This window comes from Aquiluna sp. KACHI24 (genome assembly GCF_025997915.1).
Taxonomy (GTDB): domain Bacteria; phylum Actinomycetota; class Actinomycetes; order Actinomycetales; family Microbacteriaceae; genus Aquiluna.
Map to the genome: position 1 here is coordinate 444,406 of NZ_AP026677.1, position 25,026 is coordinate 469,431.

29 protein-coding genes are annotated in these 25,026 nt (G+C 54.7%); 26 read left to right on the forward strand and 3 right to left on the reverse strand.

What is annotated here, in order from left to right:
• Nucleotides 1-40 precede the first annotated feature (40 nt).
• From OO713_RS02270 to dapF, 10 genes are all read left to right on the forward strand, one after another.
• A complete protein-coding gene (locus OO713_RS02270; RefSeq protein ID WP_264786421.1) occupies nt 41-2,401 on the forward strand; it encodes a DNA translocase FtsK in 2,361 nt (786 codons plus the stop codon).
• On the forward strand, nt 2,391-2,939 hold the full coding sequence (gene pgsA, locus OO713_RS02275) for a CDP-diacylglycerol--glycerol-3-phosphate 3-phosphatidyltransferase (RefSeq protein WP_264786051.1): 549 nt from the start codon (nt 2,391-2,393) through the stop codon (nt 2,937-2,939). The genes OO713_RS02270 and pgsA overlap by 11 nt, the downstream gene beginning before the upstream one ends.
• Nucleotides 2,936-3,418 carry a nicotinamide-nucleotide amidohydrolase family protein gene (locus OO713_RS02280; protein ID WP_264786052.1) on the forward strand — a complete coding sequence of 161 codons (483 nt, stop codon included), beginning with the start codon at nt 2,936-2,938 and terminating at the stop codon, nt 3,416-3,418. Before pgsA ends, OO713_RS02280 begins: the two co-directional genes overlap by 4 nt.
• Before the next feature lie 79 nt (nt 3,419-3,497).
• Nucleotides 3,498-3,812, forward strand: a complete 315-nt coding sequence (locus OO713_RS02285) for a helix-turn-helix transcriptional regulator (protein ID WP_264786053.1) — start codon at nt 3,498-3,500, stop codon at nt 3,810-3,812.
• Entirely contained in the window at nt 3,812-4,039 is a 228-nt protein-coding gene (locus OO713_RS02290) for a DUF3046 domain-containing protein (RefSeq protein WP_264786054.1), read from the forward strand. The genes OO713_RS02285 and OO713_RS02290 overlap by 1 nt, the downstream gene beginning before the upstream one ends.
• 147 nt (nt 4,040-4,186) lie before the next feature.
• Nucleotides 4,187-5,242, forward strand: a complete 1,056-nt coding sequence (gene recA, locus OO713_RS02295; RefSeq protein WP_264786055.1) for a recombinase RecA — start codon at nt 4,187-4,189, stop codon at nt 5,240-5,242.
• 2 nt (nt 5,243-5,244) lie between these two features.
• Nucleotides 5,245-5,718 (forward strand): regulatory protein RecX, encoded by a 474-nt coding sequence (locus tag OO713_RS02300; protein ID WP_264786056.1) that lies wholly within the window; start codon nt 5,245-5,247, stop codon nt 5,716-5,718.
• 12 nt (nt 5,719-5,730) lie between these two features.
• A complete protein-coding gene (gene miaB / locus OO713_RS02305; RefSeq protein ID WP_264786057.1) occupies nt 5,731-7,200 on the forward strand; it encodes a tRNA (N6-isopentenyl adenosine(37)-C2)-methylthiotransferase MiaB in 1,470 nt (489 codons plus the stop codon).
• Nucleotides 7,190-8,107: a tRNA (adenosine(37)-N6)-dimethylallyltransferase MiaA gene (gene miaA / locus OO713_RS02310; protein WP_264786058.1), complete on the forward strand. Its 918-nt coding sequence runs from the start codon at nt 7,190-7,192 to the stop codon at nt 8,105-8,107. The genes miaB and miaA overlap by 11 nt, the downstream gene beginning before the upstream one ends.
• Nucleotides 8,104-8,976, forward strand: coding sequence for a diaminopimelate epimerase (dapF, locus tag OO713_RS02315; protein WP_264786060.1), 873 nt, complete (start codon nt 8,104-8,106; stop codon nt 8,974-8,976). Before miaA ends, dapF begins: the two co-directional genes overlap by 4 nt.
• Here dapF and OO713_RS02320 read toward each other — a convergent pair.
• Nucleotides 8,951-9,568, reverse strand: a complete 618-nt coding sequence (locus OO713_RS02320; protein ID WP_264786061.1) for a methyltransferase — start codon at nt 9,566-9,568, stop codon at nt 8,951-8,953. The two genes, dapF and OO713_RS02320, sit on opposite strands and share 26 nt — an antisense overlap.
• Nucleotides 9,569-9,602: 34 nt before the next feature.
• Between OO713_RS02320 and hflX the strand changes: the two genes are divergently transcribed.
• Complete coding sequence (gene hflX / locus OO713_RS02325; RefSeq protein WP_264786062.1) at nt 9,603-11,033, forward strand: GTPase HflX; 1,431 nt, start codon at nt 9,603-9,605, stop codon at nt 11,031-11,033.
• Here the strand turns inward: hflX and lexA are convergent.
• Nucleotides 11,020-11,640: a transcriptional repressor LexA gene (gene lexA / locus OO713_RS02330; protein ID WP_264786063.1), complete on the reverse strand. Its 621-nt coding sequence runs from the start codon at nt 11,638-11,640 to the stop codon at nt 11,020-11,022. The genes hflX and lexA overlap by 14 nt on opposite strands.
• Nucleotides 11,641-11,838: 198 nt before the next feature.
• Between lexA and OO713_RS02335 the strand changes: the two genes are divergently transcribed.
• From OO713_RS02335 to OO713_RS02360, 6 genes are read left to right on the forward strand one after another with little or no spacing between them, the layout of a single operon-like run.
• Nucleotides 11,839-12,135, forward strand: a complete 297-nt coding sequence (locus OO713_RS02335; protein WP_264786064.1) for a LysM peptidoglycan-binding domain-containing protein — start codon at nt 11,839-11,841, stop codon at nt 12,133-12,135.
• Nucleotides 12,136-12,158: 23 nt separating this feature from the next.
• Nucleotides 12,159-13,229 carry a histidinol-phosphate transaminase gene (locus OO713_RS02340; protein WP_264786065.1) on the forward strand — a complete coding sequence of 357 codons (1,071 nt, stop codon included), beginning with the start codon at nt 12,159-12,161 and terminating at the stop codon, nt 13,227-13,229.
• A 28-nt stretch (nt 13,230-13,257) separates the two neighbouring features.
• Nucleotides 13,258-13,854 carry an imidazoleglycerol-phosphate dehydratase HisB gene (gene hisB, locus OO713_RS02345; RefSeq protein ID WP_264786067.1) on the forward strand — a complete coding sequence of 199 codons (597 nt, stop codon included), beginning with the start codon at nt 13,258-13,260 and terminating at the stop codon, nt 13,852-13,854.
• Nucleotides 13,851-14,477 carry an imidazole glycerol phosphate synthase subunit HisH gene (hisH, locus tag OO713_RS02350; RefSeq protein WP_264786069.1) on the forward strand — a complete coding sequence of 209 codons (627 nt, stop codon included), beginning with the start codon at nt 13,851-13,853 and terminating at the stop codon, nt 14,475-14,477. The genes hisB and hisH overlap by 4 nt, the downstream gene beginning before the upstream one ends.
• 9 nt (nt 14,478-14,486) lie before the next feature.
• A complete protein-coding gene (priA, locus tag OO713_RS02355; protein ID WP_264786071.1) occupies nt 14,487-15,212 on the forward strand; it encodes a bifunctional 1-(5-phosphoribosyl)-5-((5-phosphoribosylamino)methylideneamino)imidazole-4-carboxamide isomerase/phosphoribosylanthranilate isomerase PriA in 726 nt (241 codons plus the stop codon).
• Entirely contained in the window at nt 15,213-15,953 is a 741-nt protein-coding gene (locus OO713_RS02360; protein ID WP_264786072.1) for an SseB family protein, read from the forward strand.
• Here the strand turns inward: OO713_RS02360 and OO713_RS02365 are convergent.
• Nucleotides 15,946-16,266, reverse strand: coding sequence for a DUF1844 domain-containing protein (locus OO713_RS02365; RefSeq protein ID WP_264786423.1), 321 nt, complete (start codon nt 16,264-16,266; stop codon nt 15,946-15,948). The two genes, OO713_RS02360 and OO713_RS02365, sit on opposite strands and share 8 nt — an antisense overlap.
• Nucleotides 16,267-16,379: 113 nt before the next feature.
• Here OO713_RS02365 and infC point away from each other — a divergent pair, with 113 nt between their 5' ends.
• From infC to argB, 9 genes are read left to right on the forward strand one after another with little or no spacing between them, the layout of a single operon-like run.
• Nucleotides 16,380-17,021: a translation initiation factor IF-3 gene (gene infC / locus OO713_RS02370; protein ID WP_264786073.1), complete on the forward strand. Its 642-nt coding sequence runs from the start codon at nt 16,380-16,382 to the stop codon at nt 17,019-17,021.
• Nucleotides 17,022-17,030: 9 nt separating this feature from the next.
• Nucleotides 17,031-17,225 (forward strand): 50S ribosomal protein L35, encoded by a 195-nt coding sequence (rpmI, locus tag OO713_RS02375; protein WP_264786074.1) that lies wholly within the window; start codon nt 17,031-17,033, stop codon nt 17,223-17,225.
• Nucleotides 17,226-17,249: 24 nt separating this feature from the next.
• The gene (rplT, locus tag OO713_RS02380; protein ID WP_264786075.1) at nt 17,250-17,633 is read left to right on the forward strand and encodes a 50S ribosomal protein L20; all 384 of its coding nucleotides are present in this window, start codon (nt 17,250-17,252) and stop codon (nt 17,631-17,633) included.
• Nucleotides 17,633-18,430: an RNA methyltransferase gene (locus OO713_RS02385; RefSeq protein ID WP_264786077.1), complete on the forward strand. Its 798-nt coding sequence runs from the start codon at nt 17,633-17,635 to the stop codon at nt 18,428-18,430. The genes rplT and OO713_RS02385 overlap by 1 nt, the downstream gene beginning before the upstream one ends.
• Nucleotides 18,396-19,475 carry a phenylalanine--tRNA ligase subunit alpha gene (gene pheS, locus OO713_RS02390; RefSeq protein WP_264786078.1) on the forward strand — a complete coding sequence of 360 codons (1,080 nt, stop codon included), beginning with the start codon at nt 18,396-18,398 and terminating at the stop codon, nt 19,473-19,475. The genes OO713_RS02385 and pheS overlap by 35 nt, the downstream gene beginning before the upstream one ends.
• On the forward strand, nt 19,475-21,946 hold the full coding sequence (pheT, locus tag OO713_RS02395) for a phenylalanine--tRNA ligase subunit beta (protein ID WP_264786079.1): 2,472 nt from the start codon (nt 19,475-19,477) through the stop codon (nt 21,944-21,946). Before pheS ends, pheT begins: the two co-directional genes overlap by 1 nt.
• Nucleotides 21,947-22,990, forward strand: a complete 1,044-nt coding sequence (gene argC, locus OO713_RS02400; protein WP_264786080.1) for an N-acetyl-gamma-glutamyl-phosphate reductase — start codon at nt 21,947-21,949, stop codon at nt 22,988-22,990.
• Nucleotides 22,987-24,138, forward strand: a complete 1,152-nt coding sequence (gene argJ, locus OO713_RS02405; protein ID WP_264786081.1) for a bifunctional glutamate N-acetyltransferase/amino-acid acetyltransferase ArgJ — start codon at nt 22,987-22,989, stop codon at nt 24,136-24,138. The genes argC and argJ overlap by 4 nt, the downstream gene beginning before the upstream one ends.
• A complete protein-coding gene (gene argB, locus OO713_RS02410) occupies nt 24,138-25,025 on the forward strand; it encodes an acetylglutamate kinase (RefSeq protein WP_264786082.1) in 888 nt (295 codons plus the stop codon). The genes argJ and argB overlap by 1 nt, the downstream gene beginning before the upstream one ends.
• Nucleotide 25,026: the final 1 nt, after the last annotated feature.

The window sequence follows — 25,026 nt, forward strand, 5'->3', positions numbered from 1 at the left end:
TTCCCAGGGGAGTTTTGGAAAGAACCTTGCGCGTTTTTACATGCTGCTGGCTCATGGGCTCGGCGGGCTAATTCGCGCCTTCAGTACCGAAAAGCTTGCGGCTGAAGACCGTCGCGATGGTGCGCCATTTTTTGTTTTCCTGCTGTCGGTTTTCGGTGCTTTGTTTGCCTGGTTTTTGATTAACGAGCCTTGGGCGCAGGTGCTTCATGCCTTCAGCTTCGGCCTATTGTTTGGCTCTGTTGCTTTTGCGCTCCCGGCCGTATTTTTCGTCTACTCTTTTTACCTGTTTAGGCATCCGGCTTCGGTTCGGGATAGCTCAAGGTTTGCGGTTGGATTCTGGCTATTTCTCTCTGTAATTGCCGCGTTCTTTCATATTTTTGCTGGACGCCCGGCTCCAAACCGTGACGGCGCGATGGGGCTTGCTGAGGCCGGAGGATTATTCGGCTGGGTCCTTGGTGAGCCGCTAGTTTCGCTCCTAACTCATTGGGGAGCCGTGCCTTTGCTCACCATGCTCGTTCTGGTCTCAATCTTGATCATGACCGGTACGCCTCCGAATCAAATCAAGCCGAAGCTGAAGCAGTTTGGGGAATTTCTGTTCGGGGCAAAGGTGAAAACCGAGGCCTCTGACGCTTTCGACGGAACTAAGTCTTCTTGGTGGAATAACTCAAAAAGCGATAAGCCTGCATTCGAGACACCCGTGGTGCAAGACATTGACGAGTTCATCACCGAGGAACTTGAGGTTGTTACTAGTCCAGACCCAGTTGACTCCCTTGAATTCATGGAGGTTGAGGAGGGGGTCACCGAACCAATTGATGTCGTTTCCGACGAGCCGGTAGCCCCCAGGCCAAGAGCGCAGCGACCCTACACTCTGCCGTCTTTAGGTGTCCTGGCAGCTGGAACCCCACCCAAGGCCAAGACCGCGGTGAACGATCAAATCGTCGCCGCTATCGATGACGTCTTCAAAGAATTTGATGTTCAAGCCAGGGTCTCTGGATTCCAACGCGGCCCTACTGTGACCAGATACGAGGTTGAGCTCGCTCCGGGCGTGAAGGTTGAAGCGGTAACTCGACTCACCAACAACATCTCTTACGCCGTGGCATCAAACGAGGTTCGCATCCTCGCTCCGATTCCAGGAAAGAGTGCCATCGGTATTGAGATACCCAACACCGACCGCGAGACCGTCTCATTGGGGGATGTCTTGCGCTCGAAGAATGCAGCAGCATCGACTCACCCGCTCACAATCGGTGTTGGTAAAGACGTCGAGGGTGGCTACCTAGTTGCAAACCTTGCGAAGATGCCACATCTTTTAGTTGCCGGTGCCACCGGTGCCGGTAAATCATCCTTTGTGAATTCGATGATCACATCGATCTTGATGCGCGCTAAGCCAGCTGAGGTTCGCATGGTTTTGATTGATCCGAAGCGAGTTGAGCTGGCGGTATACCAGGGCGTACCTCACCTCGTGACTCCTATCATTACCAACCCAAAAAAGGCCGCTGAGGCATTGCAGTGGGTGGTGAAGGAGATGGATTCTCGCTACGACGATCTAGCCTCTTTTGGCTTCAAGCACATCGATGACTTCAATCGTGCAATTGTTGCTGGCCAAGTAAAGGTCCCGGAGGGTTCTAAGCGTGAGCTTCAGCCATACCCCTACCTGCTAGTGGTAGTGGACGAGCTTGCGGATCTGATGATCGTTGCACCAAGGGATGTTGAGGATTCGATCGTGAGAATCACGCAGCTGGCTAGAGCATCCGGCATTCACCTCGTGCTGGCCACTCAGCGCCCGTCGGTCGATGTGGTGACCGGTTTGATTAAGGCGAACGTCCCCTCCCGGTTAGCGTTCTCGGTGTCCTCGGTCACCGACTCTCGAGTGATCTTGGATCAGCCCGGTGCTGAGAAGCTGGTTGGTCAAGGCGATGCACTGTTCTCGCCAATGGGCTCCAATAAACCCGTGCGCGTCCAGGGAGCTTGGGTCTCGGAGGATGAACTTCACCGAGTGGTAGACCACGTCAAGCAGCAGATGGAGCCGGAGTATCGAAACGATGTTGCTGCCCCGGCCCAATCCAAGGTGGTTGACAGTGATATCGGTGATGATCTGGAGTTGCTACTTGCGGCTGCCGACCTAATTGTTAACTCTCAGTTTGGTTCGACCTCCATGCTTCAGAGAAAGCTACGTGTTGGCTTTGCCAAGGCCGGTCGACTCATGGACCTTCTGGAATCCAGGGGAGTGGTTGGACCGTCAGAGGGCTCGAAGGCTAGAGATGTGCTGCTCAAACCAGATGAGCTCCCAGCTTTCCTAGCTAAGCTGACCGGAGCAAGTTCCGCTGTGTTTGTGGGGGATTCCCCAGATGATGAACCGGATGAGGATGCTTGGGAGTTGACCGGAAGGAAAGATGAGTTCTAAATCCTTCCTGTACCGTCAGACCCCAAACCTGATTACCGGAGCTCGAATCGCCATAGTTCCGGTAGTGCTCTGGCTCATGCTCGCTCTTTGGGACAGCGAACTCGGCAGATTTATCGCCCTGGTGCTCTTGATCTTGGCTGCCTCAACCGATGGCATCGATGGTGCACTTGCCCGAAAGCGCAATCTTGTTACTAACTTGGGGAAACTTTTGGACCCGATCGCCGACAAGGCACTGCTGTCGGGATCGCTCATCGCTTTATCGATCGTTGAAGCGGTTCCGTGGTGGATCACTGTCGCGATTTTGGTTCGTGAGATCGGCATCACCGTTTATCGGTTGGCGATAGCTAAAAAAAGAGTGCTCGCAGCCTCAGGTGGCGGAAAGTTTAAGACGGTTTTGCAAATCGTTGCCATCTCACTTGCTATCGCACCGTTTGATTTCCTGGGAACTTGGTATCAAACCTTGGTCTTTGCAGTGATGCTATTCACCGTTGCTGTGACCTGGTACACCGGTATCCGTTACCTTCTTCCCAGCCGATGAACCTGATTGCTCTGGCTGAATCGAAGGGGATGTATCTCTGCGCTGCCGAGTCATTGACGGCTGGGAGAATTGCCACTGAAATTGCAAATTACCCGGGTGCTTCCAAGGTCTTTCTTGGTTCAATCGTTAGCTACTCAGATTCATCAAAGTCGGGCTTATTGGCCGTAGCGGCGAATCTGATTGCTGAGAGAACATCCGTAGACGCCGAAGTTGCGATCCAAATGGCTCGTGGCGCTAGGGCTAAATTCGCCGAGGCTAATCGCCTAGACATCGAGAAAGTGATGGCTGTTTCAGCAACTGGAGTTGCCGGACCAGATTCCGTTGGCGATAAGCCACCGGGGCTGGTCTTAATCGGAATTGCGTCATCGCAGGGGGGAAGAGCTACCAGTTTGCAACTTGCTGGAAATCGGAGTGAGATTTCTGAACTGGCGGCGATGGCTGCCCTGGCACTAATACGGGAAGAGCTGGAGCGTTTTTAGGGTTTAGCTTCAGGAAACATTCAGACGCGCAGTTTAGCTTTTGTGTAGTAACCCGATAGGTTATTTGCTTGGAGGAACCTTGGTACTAGTAAGACAAGAGATCGGTGATGTTCTCAGAACTCACCGACTTCGTCGCGGCCAGACCTTGCGTCAGGTAGCTGCTCGCGCATCTGTAGCGCTTGGCTATTTGTCCGAGGTAGAGCGTGGTCAAAAAGAGGTATCTTCAGAGATTCTTGCCTCAGTTGCGGATGCGTTAGAGGTGCCACTATCGGTTGTGATGCGCGAGGTTTCTGATCGAGTGGCTGCCATCGAGGGCATTTACCTAGACGACACCTACATTCCAGACACCGTTCCAGACGCCTTTGTCACTGAAGCCTCGCTGATTTCCAGGTAGTGAAGCTAAGCCAATTTCACAGCCTGCTCCGGGATGAGTTTGGCGACGGCCTCGCCGCTGTGCTCCTAAGCGACACCAGACTCACAGAGTTTGCAGACCTGACCCCAAGCCAGCTTCTAGATGCCGGCGAGGAACCCAGAATTGTATGGCTGGCTATCTGTCGATCCCAGGGAGTTCCAAAGGAACGCTGGTTCGGAAAGAACAAGCCAAAAAGACACGCCGATTGATGCCATTCGAAATTTTGTTCGAATGGCATTAGTCTTTGCACAGGACATAATCCGCTGAGTTTTCCACAGTGAGAACCAAGGGAAAGTAAATGTCAGAGGCAAAGGTTAGGTTCTTTGCACAAGCTTCACCCAGCGAAAGAGGACAGAATGCCAAGTGCTTCAGACAGAGAAAAGGCGCTAGAGACTGCTCTGGCTCAGATTGACCGCCAGTTCGGTAAGGGGTCGGTCATGCGACTGGGCACCGAGGAGCGCGCGCCCATCGAGTCGATTCCAACCGGTTCGATCGCTCTGGATGTCGCCTTGGGTATCGGCGGCCTCCCTAAGGGCCGCATTGTTGAAATTTATGGTCCGGAATCCTCCGGTAAGACAACCGTTGCCCTACACGCAATTGCCAATGCACAGCGCAACGGCGGCATTGCTGCATTCATCGACGCTGAGCACGCCTTGGACCCTGAGTATGCCAAAAAGCTGGGTGTTGACGTTGACGCACTTCTAGTCTCCCAGCCTGACACCGGTGAGCAGGCGCTGGAAATCACCGACATGCTGATTCGCTCGGGATCAATCGACATAATCGTGATCGACTCGGTTGCGGCATTGGTGCCAAGAGCTGAAATCGAAGGCGAAATGGGCGACGCTCACGTGGGCCTACAGGCCCGTCTGATGTCACAGGCGCTTCGCAAACTGACCGGTGCTCTGAGTAACACTAAGACCACCGCGATCTTCATCAACCAGTTGCGCGAAAAGGTCGGAGTCTTCTTTGGTTCACCTGAGACCACCTCTGGTGGTAAGGCGCTGAAGTTCTACGCCTCGGTTCGTCTTGACATTCGTCGAATTGAAACTTTGAAGGACGGCCAAGATGCCGTTGGTAACCGTGCCCGAGTCAAGGTTGTGAAAAACAAGTTGGCAGCGCCTTTCAAGCAGGCAGAATTCGACATCATGTTTGGAGAGGGCATCTCTCGCGAGGGAAGCCTGATTGATTTCGGAGTCGAGCACGAAATTGTTAAGAAATCCGGAGCCTGGTACACCTTCGAGGGTGACCAGCTTGGGCAGGGTAAAGAGAACTCCCGAAACTACCTCAAGGAGAACCCAAAGGTTGCCGACACAATTGAGCAGAAGATCAAGGTAAAGCTAGGTATTGGCGTGCCGAGAGCCGTAGCTGATCTTCCTGCTGAGCCTTCAGTTCCAAAGGCAGTCAACAACTAACAATGTCTGACGAAAAGCTGGTGCAGCGGGCAAAGAATGTCCTGTTGCACCAGCTTTCTCGTTCCATGAAAACGGAGCGTCAGTTGCGTCAGGTGCTCCAAAAGCGCGAAATACCTGACGAGGTTGCGGACGCGGTAATTCTTCGATTTACCGAAGCTCAACTGATTGACGATGAAGCCTTCGCGAGGGCCTTTGTGGCCGGTCGGATTGCCTGTGGCGGCAAATCAAAATCCGTCTTGCGCCGTGAGCTAAGACAAAAGGGTGTCAGCGATGAGATTTCCTCGCGGGCTTTGGCAGACATTGATCGCGATGCGGAGTATGAATTAGCGCTGGGTCTGGCCCAAAAGCGAGCCCGAGCGCTATCTCAGTTCGACCATGTAGTGAAGCAAAGGCGGCTGCAAGGTTTTTTGTTGAGACGCGGTTTTGATGGAGAGATAGTTCGACGAGCCATCGCCAGCGCTCTAACGGCGGAGTAAAATCTCCCCGTTATGACTCTTACCTACGAAGTTCGCACTTACGGGTGCCAGATGAACGTTCATGATTCTGAGCGAATATCCGGCTTGCTCGAGAGTGCCGGCTACGCCAAGGCGGAGGGTCTGGATGCCGACCTGGTTGTTTTCAACACCTGTGCAGTTCGAGAGAATGCCGACAACAAGCTCTATGGAAACCTGGGACTTTTGCTTCCGAAAAAGGAGGCAAATCCCAATCTTCAAATTGCCGTTGGCGGCTGCTTAGCCCAAAAGGACCAGGACACAATCATCAAAAAGGCCCCGTGGGTTGATGTAGTTTTTGGGACCCACAACATGGGCTCACTTCCAGCTCTCCTGGAGCGATCTCGCCATAATCGTGAAGCTCAGGTTGAAATTCTGGAGTCGTTAGAGGTTTTTCCATCAACGCTCCCTACCAAGCGCGATTCTGCTTATGCCGGATGGGTGTCGATCTCTGTTGGTTGCAACAACACCTGTACCTTCTGCATCGTTCCGTCCCTGCGCGGTAAGGAAAAAGACCGTCGTCCGGGTGAGATCCTGGCTGAGGTCGAGGCTCTTGTCGCCGATGGTGCGGTGGAAGTCACCCTGCTTGGTCAGAATGTGAACACATACGGTGTTGAGTTTGGCGACAAGGGTGCGTTTGCCAAGCTGCTTCGTGCCTGCGGTCAAATCGAGGGGCTCGAGCGCGTGCGATTCACTTCTCCTCACCCAGCAGCGTTTACCGATGACGTCATTACGGCCATGGCCGAGACTCCCAACGTTATGCCGCAGCTACATATGCCATTGCAATCGGGATCGGACCGCATTCTCAAGGAGATGCGACGCAGTTACCGCTCCGATAAGTACCTGGGTATCCTCGACCGAGTTCGCGCCGCCATACCTGGTGCAGCCATCACCACCGACATCATCGTCGGCTTCCCCGGTGAAACTGAAGAAGATTTTGAGCAGACCATGGAAGTGGTGCGCAAATCCCGATTTAGTGCTGCCTTCACCTTCCAGTATTCAAAGCGTCCGGGAACCCCTGCGGCTGAGATGTATGGTCAGCTTCCCAAAGAGGTCGTGCAGGAGCGGTATGAGCGCCTGCTTGCTCTCGTGAATCAAATTGCTTGGGAGGAGAACCAAGCCTTGATTGGTTCGGATGTAGAGGTTTTGGTTGCCACTGGGGAGGGTCGTAAAGATGCTCAGACAAATCGAATGTCAGGCCGCGGTCGCGACAATCGTTTGGTGCACTTTGAGATTCCACAAGGTCAAGAGGTGCCACGTCCCGGTGATCTCGTGACGGTTACAGTGACACAAGCCGCCCCTTATCACTTGGTGGCAGACGTGACTGAAAGCTCGACCTACAAGTTGCGAAGAACCCGCGGTGGAGATGCTCACGATCGTCGTCAGCTCGAGAGCTGCGGTGCACCAACTCCAGGATCAGGCAAGGTCACCTTAGGAATTCCAATTAGAAGCTCTCGTGCCCTTTGAAATAATCGCGATAGTTGGCCCCACAGCCTCCGGCAAGACGGCGCTGGCACTTGATTTGGCGAGAGCTCTGGCAAGTGATGGGCACAGGGCTGAGATTGTCAATGCTGATGCCATGCAGCTCTACTCACACATGAACATAGGCACTGCAAAGTTGAGCGAGGCCGATCGTTTGGAGTTCCCGCATCATCTCTTCGATGTAATCACTCCTGAGCAAGAGATGTCAGCAGTTCAGTACAAGGCGATTGCGCGAGAGACCATTGATGCGATTCTGGCCAGGGGCGCTGTCCCGATAGTGGTTGGCGGGAGCATGTTCTACCTAGCCGCTGCGCTCGATGAGTTGGAATTTGCCCCTACGGACCCGAAGATTCGAGCCCGACTTGAGGGTGAGGCTGAGCAACTCGGTGGAACCTCTCTGCACGATCGACTTCGGCAGATGGACCCGATTACCGCATCAAGAATTCCAGCGCAGAATATTCGCCGAGTGATTAGGGCCCTCGAGGTTATTGAGATAACAAAGTCTCCTTATCAGTCGCAGTTACCTTTGCCTCAGAGTTACCGACCCACGCTTTGGATTGGGGTTTCGGTTGAAAGGGAACAACTCAAAGCGCGAATCGCAGATCGTGTTGGCTTGATGTGGGAGTCTGGCCTGGTTGAAGAGTCCCGTCAACTTAGGGAGAAGTTTGTGCTGTCAAGAACCGCCGCTGTGGCGATTGGTTACCAACAGGCCTTCGATCAGTTGGATGGTGAGCTATCGCCCGAGGACGCACAAGCACAGACCATCTCACTGACCTCTCGATACGCACGTCGGCAAATGTCTTGGTTCAGGCGTGACTCGAGAATTCGCTGGTGCCCAACGGGAGTTGATCGTCTGGACTTCGTGCTGGAGCAAATTAGGCTGGAGCAATGAACCTCTCATTTATCAAGGGCCAGGGCACCGGTAACGATTTCGTTTTGATTCACGACCCGAACGCTGAGCTCAACCTGAGAGACTCCGAGATTAGAGAGATTTGTGATCGTCACTTTGGCATCGGTGCAGACGGCGTGATTATCGCCACTCACACCGCAGCTGCAAATGAGGTAAGCCACCTGCTAAGAGAAGAACCAAACGCAACCTGGTTCATGGACTACCGAAACGCCGATGGCTCAAAGGGGGAGATGTGTGGCAACGGAGCCAGGGTCTTCGCGCGTTACCTTTTGGATGGCGGGTTCGCTGAACTCTCGGATGGCAGCACCCTTCCGATTGCCACCAGAGCGGGAATCAAAGACATCACTGCGACCGTCAACGGGTTCGCCGTTGACCTGGGTCGCTGGAAAGTGAAGTCCGATGAGGTCTTGGTTCACGCCTCCGGACTTTCGGTGCCTCGGCCTGGCCTATACCTGACCATCGGAAATCCTCATGTTGTAGTTACGCTTGCCAGCATCGAGGAACTGGAAGCCCTTGATCTGACCAGGGCGCCGGTTCTCGAGCCAGCCCTCCCATCGGGGGCAAACGTAGAGTTCGTAGTCTTAGATGACCCTTTGATCTCAGAGGGTGTGGCCGGCCTGACAATGCGTGTCTATGAGCGCGGGGTTGGGGAGACCAAGAGTTGCGGCACCGGAATCGCCGCCTCTGCCATCGCGATCAGAGAATACGCGGGCAATACTCAAAATTATTGGCGGGTAAGGGTTCCTGGAGGTCAGGTTGCGGTGCGCATGTTCGCAACCGAAGACGGCGAGCATGCAGGAATCAGTGGCCCAGCTGAGCTCTCGTTCAGTGGATCGTGGCTGCGTTCCTAACCTCGATCACTCGGTAACCTTTGTCCTGATCTGAGCGAGTAACCGTCATCATGGGAAACTCCGTGGCGAGCCATTTCTCAAAAGACTCGGCGCCCAGTTGCTTTTGAACCACTAAGAACGCGCTACCGCCCTCCTCGAGGCGAGGAATCCAAGTCTTCATTAGCTCGTGCAGTATCGCTTTCCCAACCCTGATCGGTGGATTTGACCAGATCCCACTGAATCGCAGTTCCTTAGGTATCTGTTCAGCAGTCACCGGGCGAACATTTGATAGTGCTGCCCGTGTTGCGTTTTCGCCGGTCAGTCGCAGACTGCGCTGATTCACATCGAGCGCCCAAACGGTAGTGTCAGGTTGCAACTTGGCTATCGAGAGAGAGATCGGCCCCCAGCCGCATCCGATATCGAGAACATTGCCCCTTGTCGGGAAATACTCATGCGATCGAAGAAGAACCTGGGTTCCCTTGTCGAGTTTTTGGACACTGAATGTCCCCGCCTCTGACCTGGCGCTGAATGGGATGCCGGCGACCTCGAAGCTAATTTCGTGAGACTTCGCATCGGAGTCTGGGCTTTCGCTGAAATAGTGCTCTTGCGGCATTGGATAAACCTATTACAGCCTAGGGTTGTCAGTAATGGAAAATGAGTCACTGCTAGATCGAATCCTCAGGCGTGCCGACGCGGCTCCGCAAAATGAGTTTGACGGAGATCAGCTAGACCTCGAGGCCAGAGAGTCCCTGAGAAGGGTCATTGGCCTAAGCACAGAGCTGGAAGACATCAGCGAGGTTGAGTATCGCCAACTCCGACTAGAGAAGGTTGTCCTAATCGGGCTCTGGAGCTCAGGCACCCTTACTGACGCTGAGAACTCGCTACGGGAATTAGCCGCACTTGCTGAAACTGCTGGAGCCCAGGTCCTAGATGGCATGATTCAGCGACGTTCTATGCCGGACTCTACGAGTTTTCTGGGTAAGGGCAAGGCGCAGGAGCTGAAGGATTTAGTTCGAGCCCTGGGCGCTGACACAGTCATTGCAGATGCAGAGTTAGCCCCATCTCAGCGTCGTGCGCTAGAGGACATTGTCAAGGTCAAGGTAATTGACCGAACCGCGATAATTCTCGACATCTTCGCCCAGCATGCAAAGTCTCGTGAGGGTAAGGCGCAGGTCGAGTTAGCACAGCTCGAATACCTACTCCCGCGACTTCGTGGTTGGGGTGAATCCATGTCCCGTCAGGCAGGTGGTCAAGCTGCGGGCGGAGTTGGTATTGGATCGAGGGGTCCCGGAGAAACCAAGATTGAGCTTGATAGGCGTCGTATCAACACCAAGATGGCAAAGCTCCGACGCGAGATTGCTCAGATGAAACAAGCTCGCGATGTGAAGCGGGCAAAGCGGTCCAATTCCGGGGTGCCTCAGGTTGCGATCGCTGGTTACACCAACGCCGGGAAGTCCTCGCTTCTCAATCGACTAACGAAGGCTGGAGTGCTTGTTGAGAACGCACTGTTTGCGACGCTGGATCCAACTGTCCGCAAACACGAAACCGAGGATGGTCGCGAATATACGCTTGCGGACACTGTTGGATTCGTGAGGAACCTCCCACACCAATTGGTAGAGGCATTCCGATCGACCCTTGAGGAGATCGCGGACGCTGATTTGATTCTGCACGTCGTGGACGCCACGGATCCAGATCCTTTGGGTCAAATCACAACGGTGAGAAATGTCATTGCTGAGGTGGACGCGTCGGCTATTCCGGAACTCGTTGTGTTCAACAAAGCTGATTTGATCAGTGAAGACGACCAGATCAGGCTTCGCGGACTAATCCCCGGCTCACTTCTCGTGAGCGCGAGATCTGGCGAGGGAATTGCTGATCTCGAGCGAGCGATTGCAGCTGGCTTGCCGCAGCCAGACTTGAAGTTCAGCGGAGTAATTCCATACCACCGAGGTGACCTGATTTCCAGGGCTCATCTAGCCGGAAAAGTCCTGGAAACTGAGTACTTGGAGCAGGGCACGCGGGTTGTTGCAATGGTTTCGGCGGATCTGTTTTCCGAACTAGAAGCGGCTAAACAGCTCTGAGCACGGCTACCACTTTGCCGAGAATGACGGCGTGGTCTCCCAAAATTGGCTCGAAGGCCGAGTTTCGCGGAAGTAACCAAGTGTGACCGTCGCGCTGCTTGAAGGTCTTGACTGTTGCTTCATCCTCTAGCAGTGCGGCCACGATGTCCCCATTTTCTGCAGACTGCTGTTGCCTGACCACGACCCAGTCACCATCGCAAATTGCAGCGTCGATCATGGACTCTCCAACGACCTTGAGTAAGAAGAGCTCACCCTGACCAACTAGCTGTCGGGGGAGGGCGAATACATCTTCGACGTTCTGCTCAGCCGTGATTGGGCCACCAGCTGCGATCCGTCCGACCAGCGGGACCATGGCTGCATCGGCTCGGATGATTTCGCCGGGCGCATCCTCGCCAAGAAGATCGATGGTTCTTGGGCGCCTGGGGTCACGAGAGATGAATCCCAGCAGCTCAAGCTTGTTTAGCTGGTGGGAGACGCTGGCTGTGGACGACAGGCCTACAGACTCTCCGATTTCGCGCATCGACGGGGCGTAGTTGCGAGTTTCCATAGATTCTCGAATTACGTCGAGGATCTTTTGCTGAACGGAGGTGAGATCGCTCTGGTCCATACCCACCCTTTCGATAAATGTCAGAGGGTCTTGATTGACTACTTCTATCGAAACTGTATTCGTTGGTCTGTGGATTTTCAAACACATTTTCGAGATTTATGAAGATTTTTAGGAATTTTCATTGCATTTCAATGGATTGCATTCCTAAACTAGAACAAATGTTCGAAACAAGAATTCGAACAGAGAGGAAGCAGAGCAATGTCAAAGGTGAACTCATACTCCCTGCAGAATCCGGCCAAGCTAGTGAGAGGTCTGATCATTGTGGGACTCGCAGTTTCATTCAGCATGGCTGGCATCAATGGCTCGGTAGCGACCAACGAGCAGCCTGCGCCTCTTGAGTACATCACCGTTGGGTACGGCGAGTCGCTCTGGGACCTGGCGGAGGTGTTTGCCAAGAATGACGACCCTCGCGACTGGATCGCGGAGGTAGTTGCCGTGAACGCCCTGAGCTCAACAGTGCTGGAGCCAGGTCAGCGCATCGCACTCCCTCGCTAGAGCCTTTTCGTTAGGCTTCTCGGGTGACCAGCTTCCGAGATTTGCCAATCCGTCGTGATCTTCGCGAACAGGAGCCCTACGGTGCTCCGCAGCTTTCCGTTCCCTACCAGCTAAACGTGAACGAAAACACCTTCGGTATTCCTTCGGAGGTCTCCGAGAGAATCGTTTCTCGGATAACCGAGGTCGTACCGAAGCTCAACCGTTACCCAGACAGGGAGTTCATGGAACTCCGTGGCGCATTAGCGGGTTTCCTGGGGAACGGATTGACTGCAAATAACGTATGGGCAGCAAATGGGTCCAATGAAGTCCTGATGCAGATCTTTCAAGCCTTCGGTGGCCCCGATGCGTCGGCCCTTAGTTTCGGACCGACTTATTCGATGTATCCCAACATCGCGCGCATCTCTCTAACTCCATACCAAGAGCTGGCGAGACTCGACGGCTTTGCCTTGACTGCGGACTATGTAGCTTCTGAAATTCGCAAGGCCAAACCAAACATCGTGATTCTGTGTAATCCGAATAACCCAACTGGAACTCCAATTGCAAAGGACGTCATAGCCGCGGCCTACGATGCTTTTGACGGAATTTTGGTTGTCGACGAGGCTTACGCAGAGTTTGCGAGTGACTTATCTGTTTTGGATCTACTTCCAGGCCGGGAGCGCTTGGTAATCTCTCGCACGATGAGCAAGGCGTTTGCGTTTGCCGGCGTTCGCTTGGGTTACCTAGCTGCGTCCGAGGCTGTAGTGGATGCACTCAGAATTGTGCGGCTTCCCTACCACCTTTCTACTTTGACCCAAGCTGCGGCGTTGGCCGCACTGGAATTTTCGGATGTCATGCTTGCAAACGTCGAGCAAATAAAAATCCAGCGAGACCGGATTGTGAGTGAACTCAGGGGCATGGGATTGCAGCCCTATGAATCGGCGGCCAATTTCGTTTTGTGCGCCGGATTTTCAGATCCAGCCGGGACATTCACCAAACTCTTAGACCAGGGCGTCTTGATCCGAAACGTCGGAATTCCTAACGCTCTTCGAATCACGGCTGGCACCGAGGCCGAGACTGACTTTTTGTTGGCTGCATTGAGGCAAACCCTTAGTTAGACTTCTCTCTTCGGGCTAGGAGGCGGTTATGCGCACTGGAAAAGTGAACCGAGCCACCAGTGAGTCAAGCGTCGAGCTTGAGCTCAATCTGGATGGCACTGGGGTAAGCGAAGTAAATACCGGAGTGCCCTTTTACGACCACATGTTGACCGCGCTCAGCAAGCACTCTCTGATCGACCTCAAAGTCAAAGCCACAGGCGATGTCGAAATTGACGTTCACCACACTGTGGAAGATGTCGCGATTGTCTTTGGGCAGGCACTCAAGCAAGCCCTTGGGGACAAAGTTGGAATCGCTCGATACGGCGATGCATCTGTGCCCCTGGATGAAGCTTTGGCACGCGCAGTAGTTGATGTTTCAGGAAGGCCTTTCCTCGTTCACTCCGGTGAGCCAGCTGGTTTTGAATTCCACTTGATTGGTGGTCACTTCACAGGCTCGATGGTGCGTCACGTTTTTGAGGCGATAACGTTCAATGCAGGGCTAACAGTGCACGTCAATCTTTTGGCGGGACGTGACCCACACCACATCGCGGAGGCGCAGTTCAAGGCGTTTGCCCGTGCCCTGCGAAAGGCGGTCGAGCGAGACCCTCGGGTAAGCGGAGTACCTTCAACCAAGGGCGCTCTTTGAAAAAAGTCGTAGTTTTCGATTACGGCAGTGGCAATGTTCACTCGGCTTGCCGAGCCCTGGAGGAATCTGGTGCGTCGGTCACCCTGACTGCAGATCGAAAGCAGGCCCTTGAGGCTGACGGATTATTGATTCCCGGTGTTGGGGCATTCTCTGCAGTGATGGACAAGCTCAATCAAGCACATGTAGCGAGCTTGCTAGATAGCCGCCTGGCTGCAAATCGACCCGTCATGGGAATTTGCGTTGGGATGCAGGTCATGTTTGAAAAGGGTCTCGAGCACGGCATTGAAACTGAAGGTTTTGGTCAGTGGCCCGGACAGGTCGAAATGCTGCAAGCACAAACACTTCCGCACATCGGTTGGTCCCAAGTCGAGCCGGGCGAAAAGTCAGTTCTATTTGACGGTATTGAGAGAGAGCGCTTCTACTTCGTGCACTCCTATGCGGTTAGGGAGTGGACCTTGGATGTACAAGCCCCATTCGTACCTCCGGTGCTGACCTGGTCAGAGCACGGGGAGAAGTTCTTGGCAGCGGTCGAAAATGGCCCGCTCTCGGCCACTCAGTTTCATCCAGAAAAATCTGGAGCCGCTGGACTCAAGCTTTTGGAAAATTGGATTTCTACCCTCTAGGAGATAGTGATGAAACTGGAACTACTTCCAGCCGTGGATGTTGCCGCTGGAAAGGCGGTGCGACTGACTCAGGGCGAGGCTGGCAGCGAAGAAGACTTCGGTCACCCGCTTGACGCAGCTCGTGATTGGATCTCTGCGGGCGCTGAGTGGATTCACCTGGTGGACCTTGATGCCGCGTTTGGCAGGGGAGAGAACCGTGCAGTGATTGGTGAGGTGGTCAGAGCAAGCGGTGATACGAAAATCGAGCTCTCTGGTGGTATTCGAGACGATGCATCCTTGGAGGCCGCATTGGAACTCGGCGCTACCCGAGTCAATCTCGGAACCGCAGCTTTGGAGAACCCTGACTGGACCGCTCGAGTGATTTCGAAGTACGGAGATCAGATCGCTGTTGGGCTTGACGTGCGAGGTACCACGCTGGCTGCGCGAGGATGGACCCAGGAGGGTGGCGATCTGTTTGAGGTGCTGGCTCGATTGGAGGATGCTGGTTGCTCCAGGTATGTCGTCACCGATGTCACCAAAGACGGCACACTCCGGGGTCCAAACCTTGAGCTGCTGAAACTCGTCATGGAAAAGACGAACAAACCCGTGGTTGCCTCGGGGGGTATTTCTTCCCTCGATGACATCAGGGACCTGCACGCTCTTGTTGGACTAGGTCTGGAAGGCGCAATTTTGGGTAAGTCTTTGTATTCCGGACGCTTCACGCTTGAGCAAGCGCTCGAAATCGCCAACGGATAAATGTCGCACGACCGATTTCACGATTCTGCTGGAGTCCCTTGGGAGGGGCGAGCGTTCTCACAGAATCAGTGGTCGAATGATGACGGGAGTTGCCCTCCGGCGCTCGCCAAAGCCTTAGAAGGTGAGGTTTTGCTTGAGGAGGTGGTCGCGGCCCTGAGATCCCAAAGACTGCTTGTCCCACTGATCGCCCAGCTAGGCGAGGGAGAGTTGGGACCTAACGGTTTAGTGGTCGATAAGAGTGCGGACCTCAGCATTGTGGCGGTTGGAACCCCTGATGGTGGCTCGGCAATACCTGCCTTTAGCTCGGTAAGCGCAATGTCTCGCTGGCGCTCCGATGCAAGACCAGTTCCAGTCCCGGTTGAAAAACTTGCCCTTGCTGCGATTGCCGAGGGTCATAACCGAATTGTGCTCGACCCAGCGTCAAATTCTGTTGTCCTGCGTCGTCCTGCGCTGGCGCACCTCGCCCAGAACTTGCCTTGGACCAGTCCTTCCAATAACCCCGAGCTCAAGGTATTAGTCGCTGAGGCCGTCGAAGGGTTTGGTGAAATTAGCGCCTGCAAGCTGATGGACGGCGATCCGCACGGTGATTTGTCAGGGGCTGAACTGGTTCTAGTTCTCAAACTGACGCCGGGGCTGAATCAGGACCAAGTCAAGGAGCTTTTGGGTAAGTTCAGCACAAGACTTCAGGGCCCAAGATTTCTGGAACTCGTGGACTCAGTGGCAATGCGCCTGGTTAGCTAACTGGGCCCGTGTACTTCTCGCCAGGACCCTTACCTGGCTCATCCTGAATCACCGAAGCCTCACGGAAGGCAAGCTGCAGTGATCGAAGGCCATCCCTGAGAGGACGAGCGTGGTGGTCTCCAATCTCAGGGGCAGCAGCGGTGATCAGTCCGGCAAGCGCATTTATTAGTTTGCGCGCCTCATCCAGGTCCGCCTTTTGATCTTCGGCAAGGCCACACTGCACAGCAGCAGCACTCATCAAGTGCACGGCAGCGGTGGTGATGATCTCGACCGCAGGAACTTCGGCTATGTCGCGGGTTATCTCGTCCAAAATCCCTCTTTCGAAATGGGTGTTCGTCTGCTAGGCTACCTCAGGCTCTGGGCGACAGCTCAGTCAGAAGTGGATTGCGATCCCACCTGCCAACCGCATACAAAGGTTGTTCGGGTTTGAGCGTTGATTTGTTTCTGCACGTTTTTCGTGGGCTACAAACGGTATCAGAGGAGCTTCTTATCAGCGATCCGCGCATCAATGAGCGTATTCGAGTTGCCGAGGTTCGACTTGTCGGACCGGCAGGCGAGCAGGTTGGCGTTGTTTCCATTGATCAGGCTTTGCGTTTAGCGCGCGAGGCAGACCTTGACCTAGTCGAGGTTGCCCCAGGCTCAAACCCTCCAGTCTGCAAGATCATGGACTACGGCAAGTTCAAGTACGAAGCCGCTCAGAAGGTCCGCGAGGCTCGCAAGAACCAGGTCAACACAGTGCTAAAGACAGTGCGTTTCGGTCTCAAGATCGACGACCACGACTACGGCACCAAAGTTGGGCAGGTCAGGAAGTTCCTGAAGGCTGGCGACAAGGTAAAGGTCATGGTCGTCTTCCGCGGTAGAGAGCAATCTCGCCCGGAGATGGGTGTAACCCTGCTGAAGCGCTTAGCTGAAGAGGTAGCGGAGTTTGGCTCTGTGGAGTCGCACCCATCGATCGATGGCCGAAACATGGTCATGGTTATCGGACCTCTGAAGAACAAGGCCGAGGCGCGTGCCGAGGCTAAACGTGCGGCTGAAAAGTCCGCCACACAGGCTGAAGAAAAGAACTAAGGAGAGATCATGCCGAAGATGAAGACCCACTCGGGTGCCAAGAAGCGCTTCCGCTTCACTGGCAGCGGCAAGCTCATGAAGCAGCAAATCAACATGCGCCACAACCTGGAGCACAAGTCATCCAGACGCACCCGTCGTCTGAACCAGGACCAGGTGGTTTCAGCCGCAGATTTCAAGAAGCTAAAGAAGCAGCTCGGTCGCTAACCGACGCTATAGAAGGAGTAGAAAATGGCAAGAGTAAAAAACGCCGTCAACTCGCTAAAGAAGCGTCGCGTTGCGCTTGAGCGTGCTCACGGATACCGCGGACAGCGTTCACGTCTGTACCGCATGGCAAAGCAGCAGTTGCTGCACTCGTTGGTCTATGCATACAACGACCGCCGCAAGCGCAAGGGTAACTTCCGTCGCCTATGGATCCAGCGCATCAACGCTGGTGCTCGCGCAAACGGCATGACCTACAACCGCTTCATCCAGGGTCTGCAGCTTGCTGGTATCGAGGTTGACCGCCGTATCCTCTCGGACATGGCGATTCACGACCCGAAGACCTTTGCTTCCTTGGTCGCTTCCGCTAAGGCTGCGCTGCCAAAGGATGTGAACGCTCCAAAGGCTAGCTAATGCTCGATAACCCAGGATCCGACAGGATCAAGGGAGTATCACGCCTAAACCAGAAAGACGCCCGGACTGAGTCCGGGCTCTTTCTGCTTGATGGCCCACAAGGCCTAAAGGAGCTCAGTCGCAGGCCAGGGTTAGCGCACGAGATTTTTCTGACCGAGCTAGCCGCTGAACGCTACTTTGACGAGCTGAGCACGCTTGAGAGCGCTGGGGTTGAAATCACCTTGGTGTCAGAGCGCGTCATGGCGAAGCTCTCACAAACCACCACACCTCAAGGGGTAGTGGCAGTTGTGAGCCAGATTGATACGAGCCTTAGTGAGGCGCTAGCGACCAGCCCAAAACTCGTGGTGGTTTTGGACCAGGCTCGAGACCCCGGTAATGCCGGAACCATTCTTCGCGCGGCCGATGCGGCAGGCGCAGACCTAGTCATCTTCTTGCAAGACTCGGTTGACCCCTATAACCCGAAGCTGGTTCGGTCAACGGCAGGCAGCATCCTTCATGTCCCCTTTGTTAGAGACGTAGCCCCAGGGGAGGCAATCTCGGCATTGAGGGCGGCAGGGTTGCAGGTATATGCGACGAGCGCGTCCGGAGAATCCATCACAACACTCCGTTCCTCCCTAACCTCACCAACGGCCTGGGTTTTTGGGAATGAGGCTCACGGGGTCAGCGACCAGGTTCAAGAAATGGCGGATCGCTTGGTTGCGCTCCCGATTTATGGGCAGGCAGAGTCATTGAACCTGGCCACTGCGGCATCAGTTTGTCTCTATGCCTCCGCTTTCGAACAGCATTCCCAAGACTAAACTTGTGCGGGTGCCTCTAGAACTCAATCAGCAGACGGTAGCGAAGGCTTTAGCCGAAGCGCTTGCCGATGTCAATGCCGCCAACACGTTCGCCGAGCTCAAGACCTTGAAGTCGTCTTTGGTGGGGGAAAGCTCGCAGTTGGCTCAGCTGAATGCCCTCATCCGTGATTTGCCTGCTGAGCAAAAAGCAGAGGCTGGCAAGCTGGTTGGGCAGGCTCGCGCCGAGTTAAACCAGGTATTCGCAAAAAGAGAGGCCGAACTCGAAGCTCTTGCTCTCGAGCAGCAGTTGCAGTCTGAATCCGTTGACCTGACCGCAAGCCCAAAGGTTTTGAGGCAGGGTGCTAGACACCCGCTTTCGCTCCTGATGGATCAAATATCCGATGTGTTTGTCGGCATGGGATGGGAAATCGCAGACGGTCCGGAGCTTGAAAATGAGTGGTTCAACTTTGATGCATTGAACTTCCACCCGGATCACCCGGCTCGCGCCATGCAGGACACATTTTTTGTGGCACCGGTGGAAAATCATTTGCTGCTTCGCACGCACACCTCACCAGTGCAGGTCAGGTCCATGTTGGAGCGCGACCTGCCCCTATATGTGCTGTGTCCGGGTCGAGTTTTCCGAACCGATGAGTTGGACGCTACTCACACCCCAGTGTTTCACCAAGTGGAAGGCCTTGCCGTTGACAAGGGTCTAACCATGGCTGACCTCAAGGGCACGCTAGAACATTTTGCTCGTGTGATGTTTGGACCCGAGGCCAAGATTCGCCTAAGGCCGAGTTTCTTTCCATTCACCGAGCCGTCCGCCGAGTTGGATGTGTGGCACCCTGGGGCGAAGGGTGGACCAAGATGGGTTGAGTGGGGAGGCTGCGGCATGGTGAATCCAAATGTGCTGCTAGCCGCGGGCATTGACCCAGAGATTTACTCCGGCTTTGCATTCGGAATGGGTATCGAGCGAACCTTGATGTTCCGAAATGGAGTGAGAGACATGCACGACATGGTCGAGGCTGACGTTCGCTTTTCACAGCAGTTTGGATCGGTGATCTAGTGAGAATTCCACTGAGCTGGCTCCGCGAATTCGTCGAGCTTCCGGACAATGCAACTCCCCATACCGTAATGGCCGAATTGGTGAGAGTGGGCCTAGAGGAGGAGGGGGCTCACGGCGGTGAATTGCGCGGCCCGATTGTGGTTGGCAAGGTCCTCGAGTTCGTCGAGGAAGAACAGTCAAATGGCAAAACCATTCGCTGGTGCCAAGTTGAGGTTGCCCCCGGTGTTGAAAATGGCATCGTTTGCGGCGCTCGCAACTTTTTCGCAGGCGACAAGGTAGTTGTAACCCTGCCAGGTGCGGCTTTGCCTGGCGGCTTTGAGATTGCTGCCCGCAAGACTTACGGACACATCTCCGATGGCATGATTGCTTCCTCTCGCGAGCTTGGCCTCAGCGATGAGCATGACGGTATTTTGCGATTGGAGACACTAGGCCTAGATCCAGAGGTTGGAAGCGATGCGCTAGAGATTTTGGGTCTTGGTGAGTCTGCAGCAGAGGTGAATGTCACACCCGATCGCGGTTATTGTCTCTCGATTCGCGGAATTGCCAGAGAGTACTCACATGCCTCTGGCGCAAGGTTCACTGATCCTGCAGCTCTTGTCAGCCCGCTAAAGGGCACTGGGATCGAGCTGGAAGTCTCAGACCTTACTCCAATTCATAACAAACTCGGCTGCTCGAGCTTTCACCTGATTGGTGTGAGTGGGATTGATGCTCGGGCCAAGACCCCCGGATGGATGGCTACGAGACTCAAGCTCGCAGGCATGCGCTCGATTTCAATTGCGGTTGACATCACAAACTACGTGATGCTCGAGCTTGGCCAACCGCTGCACGCCTACGATGCCGACAAGGTCCAAGGCGGATTCTCGGTGAGAAGAGCACATCAGGGTGAGTCGATCGAGACTCTAGATGGCAAAGAACGCATGCTTCATGCCGAAGACTTATTGATCTGCGACCACAGTGGTCCAATCGGTATCGCTGGGGTGATGGGCGGTGCGCGTACGGAGGTGTCCGAGAGCACCACGAGCGTAATCCTGGAAGCGGCCAATTTTGATCCGATTTCAATTGCTAGGAGTGCGCGTCGACACAAGCTTCCATCCGAGGCCTCCAAGCGCTTTGAGCGCGGTGTTGACCCGCTGGTTGGCAGAATTGCGGCAGCCCGAGCAGCTCAGCTTCTGGTTAAGCTAGCCGGAGGCAAGGTTGACGGAACCGGCGCTGATTTCAACACCGAGCAACCAGCGCTCCAAATTGAAATGCAGCTGTCTTTCCCAAGTGAATTGGTAGGGGCTGATTTCAGCGCAGAAGATGTTGTCTCAACACTCAGCAGCATTGGTTGTGAAGTGGAGGCCAATGGTGAGCTGCTCACGGTTGTCCCGCCAAGCTGGAGACCGGATCTTCGTCACAAAACGGATTTGGCAGAAGAGGTTGCCCGACTTGTCGGGTACGACAAGATTCCAGTTCGGCTTCCTGTCGCGCCCCCAGGGCGTGGTCTAACTCGCAGGCAGCAGCTGCGCCGCCGGGTTTTGGCTGCGCTGTCTGGATCCGGCATCACAGAAGTGCTCAACTACCCATTCCTGTCCGAGCAGCAGAACCAAATCTTCACCGGTGGCGAATCTGTGCGATTGGAGAATCCGCTTCAGGGTGAGTTCCCGGAGCTTCGCAAATCACTACTGCCTGGGTTGATTGTCGCTGCTCAACGTAATCTTTCGCGCAGCAATCTAGACGTGGCAATTTTTGAAGAGGGTTCGGTGTTTTTGCCAACCGATTCCGCTGCGGTTGCTGAATTGCCCGTGGGCAACCTTCGCCCGGCAGATTCCATGCTGGCCAGTCTGAATGCCTCAATTCCTGATCAGCCGCGCATGATCGCTTCGGTCATGCTCGGCAATTGGCTGGGTCAAGGCCCTTCGTTTGGAGCACAGCCAGTCAGTTATGCGCATGCGGTTAGCGCCGTTGGTCTGGTTGCAAAGGCAGCTGGACTGGAGGCCGAATTAGAGCAGGCCAAGATTCCAGGGTTCCACCCCGGTCGCGCAGGTTATGTTCTGGTAAACGGCAAAAGGGTGGGGGTTGTTGGTGAATTGCACCCGAGCGTTGCCAAGGATTTCCACATCTCGCAGGCGGTCGCAGCTTTTGAATTGAACCTCGATTTGATTCACGAGCTTGCGCCTGAGGTTTTGCAGGCTGGTGAGCTTCGGGTAATGACGGCAGCGACTCAAGATTTGTCGCTGGTGGTGGACAGCTCGATTTCGTCTGCTGAAATAGCCAAGGCAATCACCGAGGGGGCAGGGGAGCTACTCGAGAGCGTGGCACTGGTTGATGACTACCGCGGTCAGGGTATTGCGGAGGGCAAAAAATCCCTGACCTTCAATTTGGTATTCAGAGCGCAGGACAAGACTCTGACTCAACAAGAAGCTTCTGCTTCCCGAGACGCTGCAGTAGCGTTGGCGAATCAAAGACACGGAGCGGAGCTGCGGGCTTAGATGGTTTTCAAGGTAGCGGTAGCGGGTGCCAGCGGTTACGTAGGCGCGGAGTTGCTGCGCTTGATTGCAAATCATCCTCAGCTAGAACTGGGTGCCGTCACCGCAAATTCAAACGCTGGCGCAAGACTGGGCGACATTCATCCGCACCTTCGCAAGTATGCAGACCGAGTGCTTGAGCCGACCAATGCCGAGGTGCTCGCTGGTCACGATATCGTCTTTCTTGGCCTTCCTCACGGGACCTCTGCAGAGGTAGCAGCGATGTTGAGTGATGACTGCCTCGTGCTGGACTGTGGCGCAGACTTCCGCCTTGAAGATTCTGAGGCTTGGGAAAACTTTTATGGCACCGCCCATGCTGGCACTTGGAGCTACGGGATGCCTGAGCTCACCCTTGCTTCAGGTGGCAAGCAGCGTGGCAAGCTCCGTGGTGTGCGCCGTATTGCTGTCCCGGGTTGCAATGTGACGGCCATCACTTTGGCCTTGGCGCCTGGCTTTACCGCCGGACTGTTTGACCCGCGCGACGTGGTATCAGTTTTGTCGGTAGGTACATCGGGTGCCGGTAGATCTTCGAAGGTTGAACTATCACACGCTGAGATTCACGGCTCAGCGAAGGCTTACGGAGTCGGCGGTGTGCACCGACACACTCCGGAAATCGAACAGAACTTATCGAAGGCAGCCGGAGATCAGGTTCAGGTTTCATTCACACCCGTGTTGGTTCCAATGTCTAGAGGAATTTTGGCCGTGAACACGGTCAAGACGAACTACCGATTCTCGCTTGAGGCACTAGCCGAGGCCTATCGGGATGCTTACGCAGATGAGTATTTCGTAGAGGTTCTGGGGGATACTCAGCCGATGACCGCGAGCGTTCTGGGATCCAATTCCGTTCAGATTGCGCTTGAGTACGACCAGCATGCAGGCAGGGTTGTGGTTACCTGTGCAATCGACAATTTGGTGAAGGGGACCGCGGGCGCAGCGATTCAAAGTATGAATCTTGCGCTTGGCATCCCGGAGACCACGGGACTTGAGATAAACGGAGTTGCTCCATGAGTGTGACATTTGCCAGTGGGTTCTTAGCATCCGGTGTCGCCTGTGGTCTGAAGTCATCTGGGAACAAGGACGTGGCGTTGGTCGTGAACCAGGGCCCCCTTAAAGCTGCAGCAGCTGTTTTCACGACTAATCGCGCCAAGGCTAACCCAATACTTTGGTCTCAAGAGGTCATCAAAGATGGTCAGGTAGAGGCGATTCTTTTGAACTCAGGTGGTGCAAATTGCTACACCGGTGCACAGGGTTTCCAGACCACGCATGAATCGGCCGAACTGGTAGCAAAAGCTCTCGAGGTGGCGGCCGGTGATGTCCTAGTTTGCTCAACGGGTTTGATCGGCGAGCAGCTTGACCGAGTGAAGCTGTACGCAGGGGTCCACGATGCAATTTCCACTCTTTCTGACAGTGGCGGTGAGGCTGCATCTTTGGCAATCATGACTACCGACTCCATTCCCAAACGCGCTCAGCGCCAGGGCGATGGTTATCGCATCGGTGGGATGGCAAAGGGAGCTGGAATGCTCGCCCCCGGGTTGGCAACAATGCTTGTGGTTATCACCACCGATGCGGTCATGACCTCGAAGGATCTCGATGCCGCCTTGCGCGAGGCAACCAGATTGAGCTTTGACCGACTTGATTCGGACGGCTGCATGTCAACGAACGATCAGGTTAGCCTGATGGCGTCTGGTGCCTCCGCGGTCAAGCCTGATTTTGCTGAATTCAGCGCTTTGTTGACAGAGCTGTGTAAAGACCTTGCGATCCAACTTCTCGAGGATGCCGAGGGCGCCAGCCACTCGATTCACATCCAAGTGCAGGGAGCTGATTCCGAGTCGGACGCGGTGGAGGTCGGCCGCTCAATTGCCAGAAACAATCTTTTCAAAGCTGCAATTTACGGCAACGACCCGAATTGGGGTCGAATCCTGGCAGCAATCGGCACTACAAATGCAAAGTTCGACCCCTACAACATAGATGTAACCATCAACGGGGTTATGGTCTCTTCACAGGGCGGACCTAAGGAAGACCGTAACTTAGTTGATTTCTCAGATAAGAGAGTCGACTTGGTTGTAAACCTCAACTCAGGCGACTCTGAGGCGACCATTGTCACTAACGATTTGACTCACGCCTACGTAACCGAGAACAGCGCATACTCCAGCTAATGATTCCTGCCAACCAAGACCAAGCCCTTGCTCAAATCAAGGCCCAGACTCTCATCGAATCGCTCGATTGGTTGCGCGAGTTTCACGGCAAGATCATGGTGGTGAAGTTTGGCGGTAACGCCATGGTTGATGCAGGGCTGCAACAGGCGTTTGCCCAAGACATGGCGTATTTACGCTTTGTTGGGATCCGGCCAGTCGTGGTTCACGGTGGTGGGCCCCAGATAACGGCGAGGTTGGCAGAAATGGGGATTCAGAGCGAATTCCGTCACGGTTTCCGCTACACCGATGAGCAGACCATCAGCGTGGTGCGGGATGTGCTTCGCAATCAGGTGAGTGCTTCCTTGGCCGCCATGATCGAATCCGCCGGAGCGAATGCGGTCGTGCTCTCGGGTGAGGACGATGACTTATTCAAGGCCGAAAAGGTCACCGCGAAGACTCCAGCTGGTGAAGTTGATTTAGGTCTTGTCGGTGAGGTCAGGACGGTCAATCCTCGTGCTGTGCTGGCGGCACTTGAACGCGGCAGTATTCCAGTTATCTCCACCGTCGCGCCCACTGTTTTCGGAGAGTTACTGAACGTAAATGCCGATCTCGCGGCTGCCTCGCTTGCGGTGGCGCTGGGTGCCGAGAAGATCATGGTGCTCACCGACGTAGCGGGCCTATACGCAGATTGGCCAAACTTGGATTCTTTGGTTTCGGAGATCACATCCAGTGAGTTGCGAGAGCTGCTGCCTCGCTTAGAGAGCGGCATGATTCCTAAAATGCAGGCTTGCCTGGCCGCAGTGGATGGCGGAGTTCCAAAGGCTCACGTCATTGATGGCCGGCAGCCACACAGTATCCTGCTGGAGATCTTCACAAAAGCAGGCGTTGGCACCCAGGTCACGAGGTAGA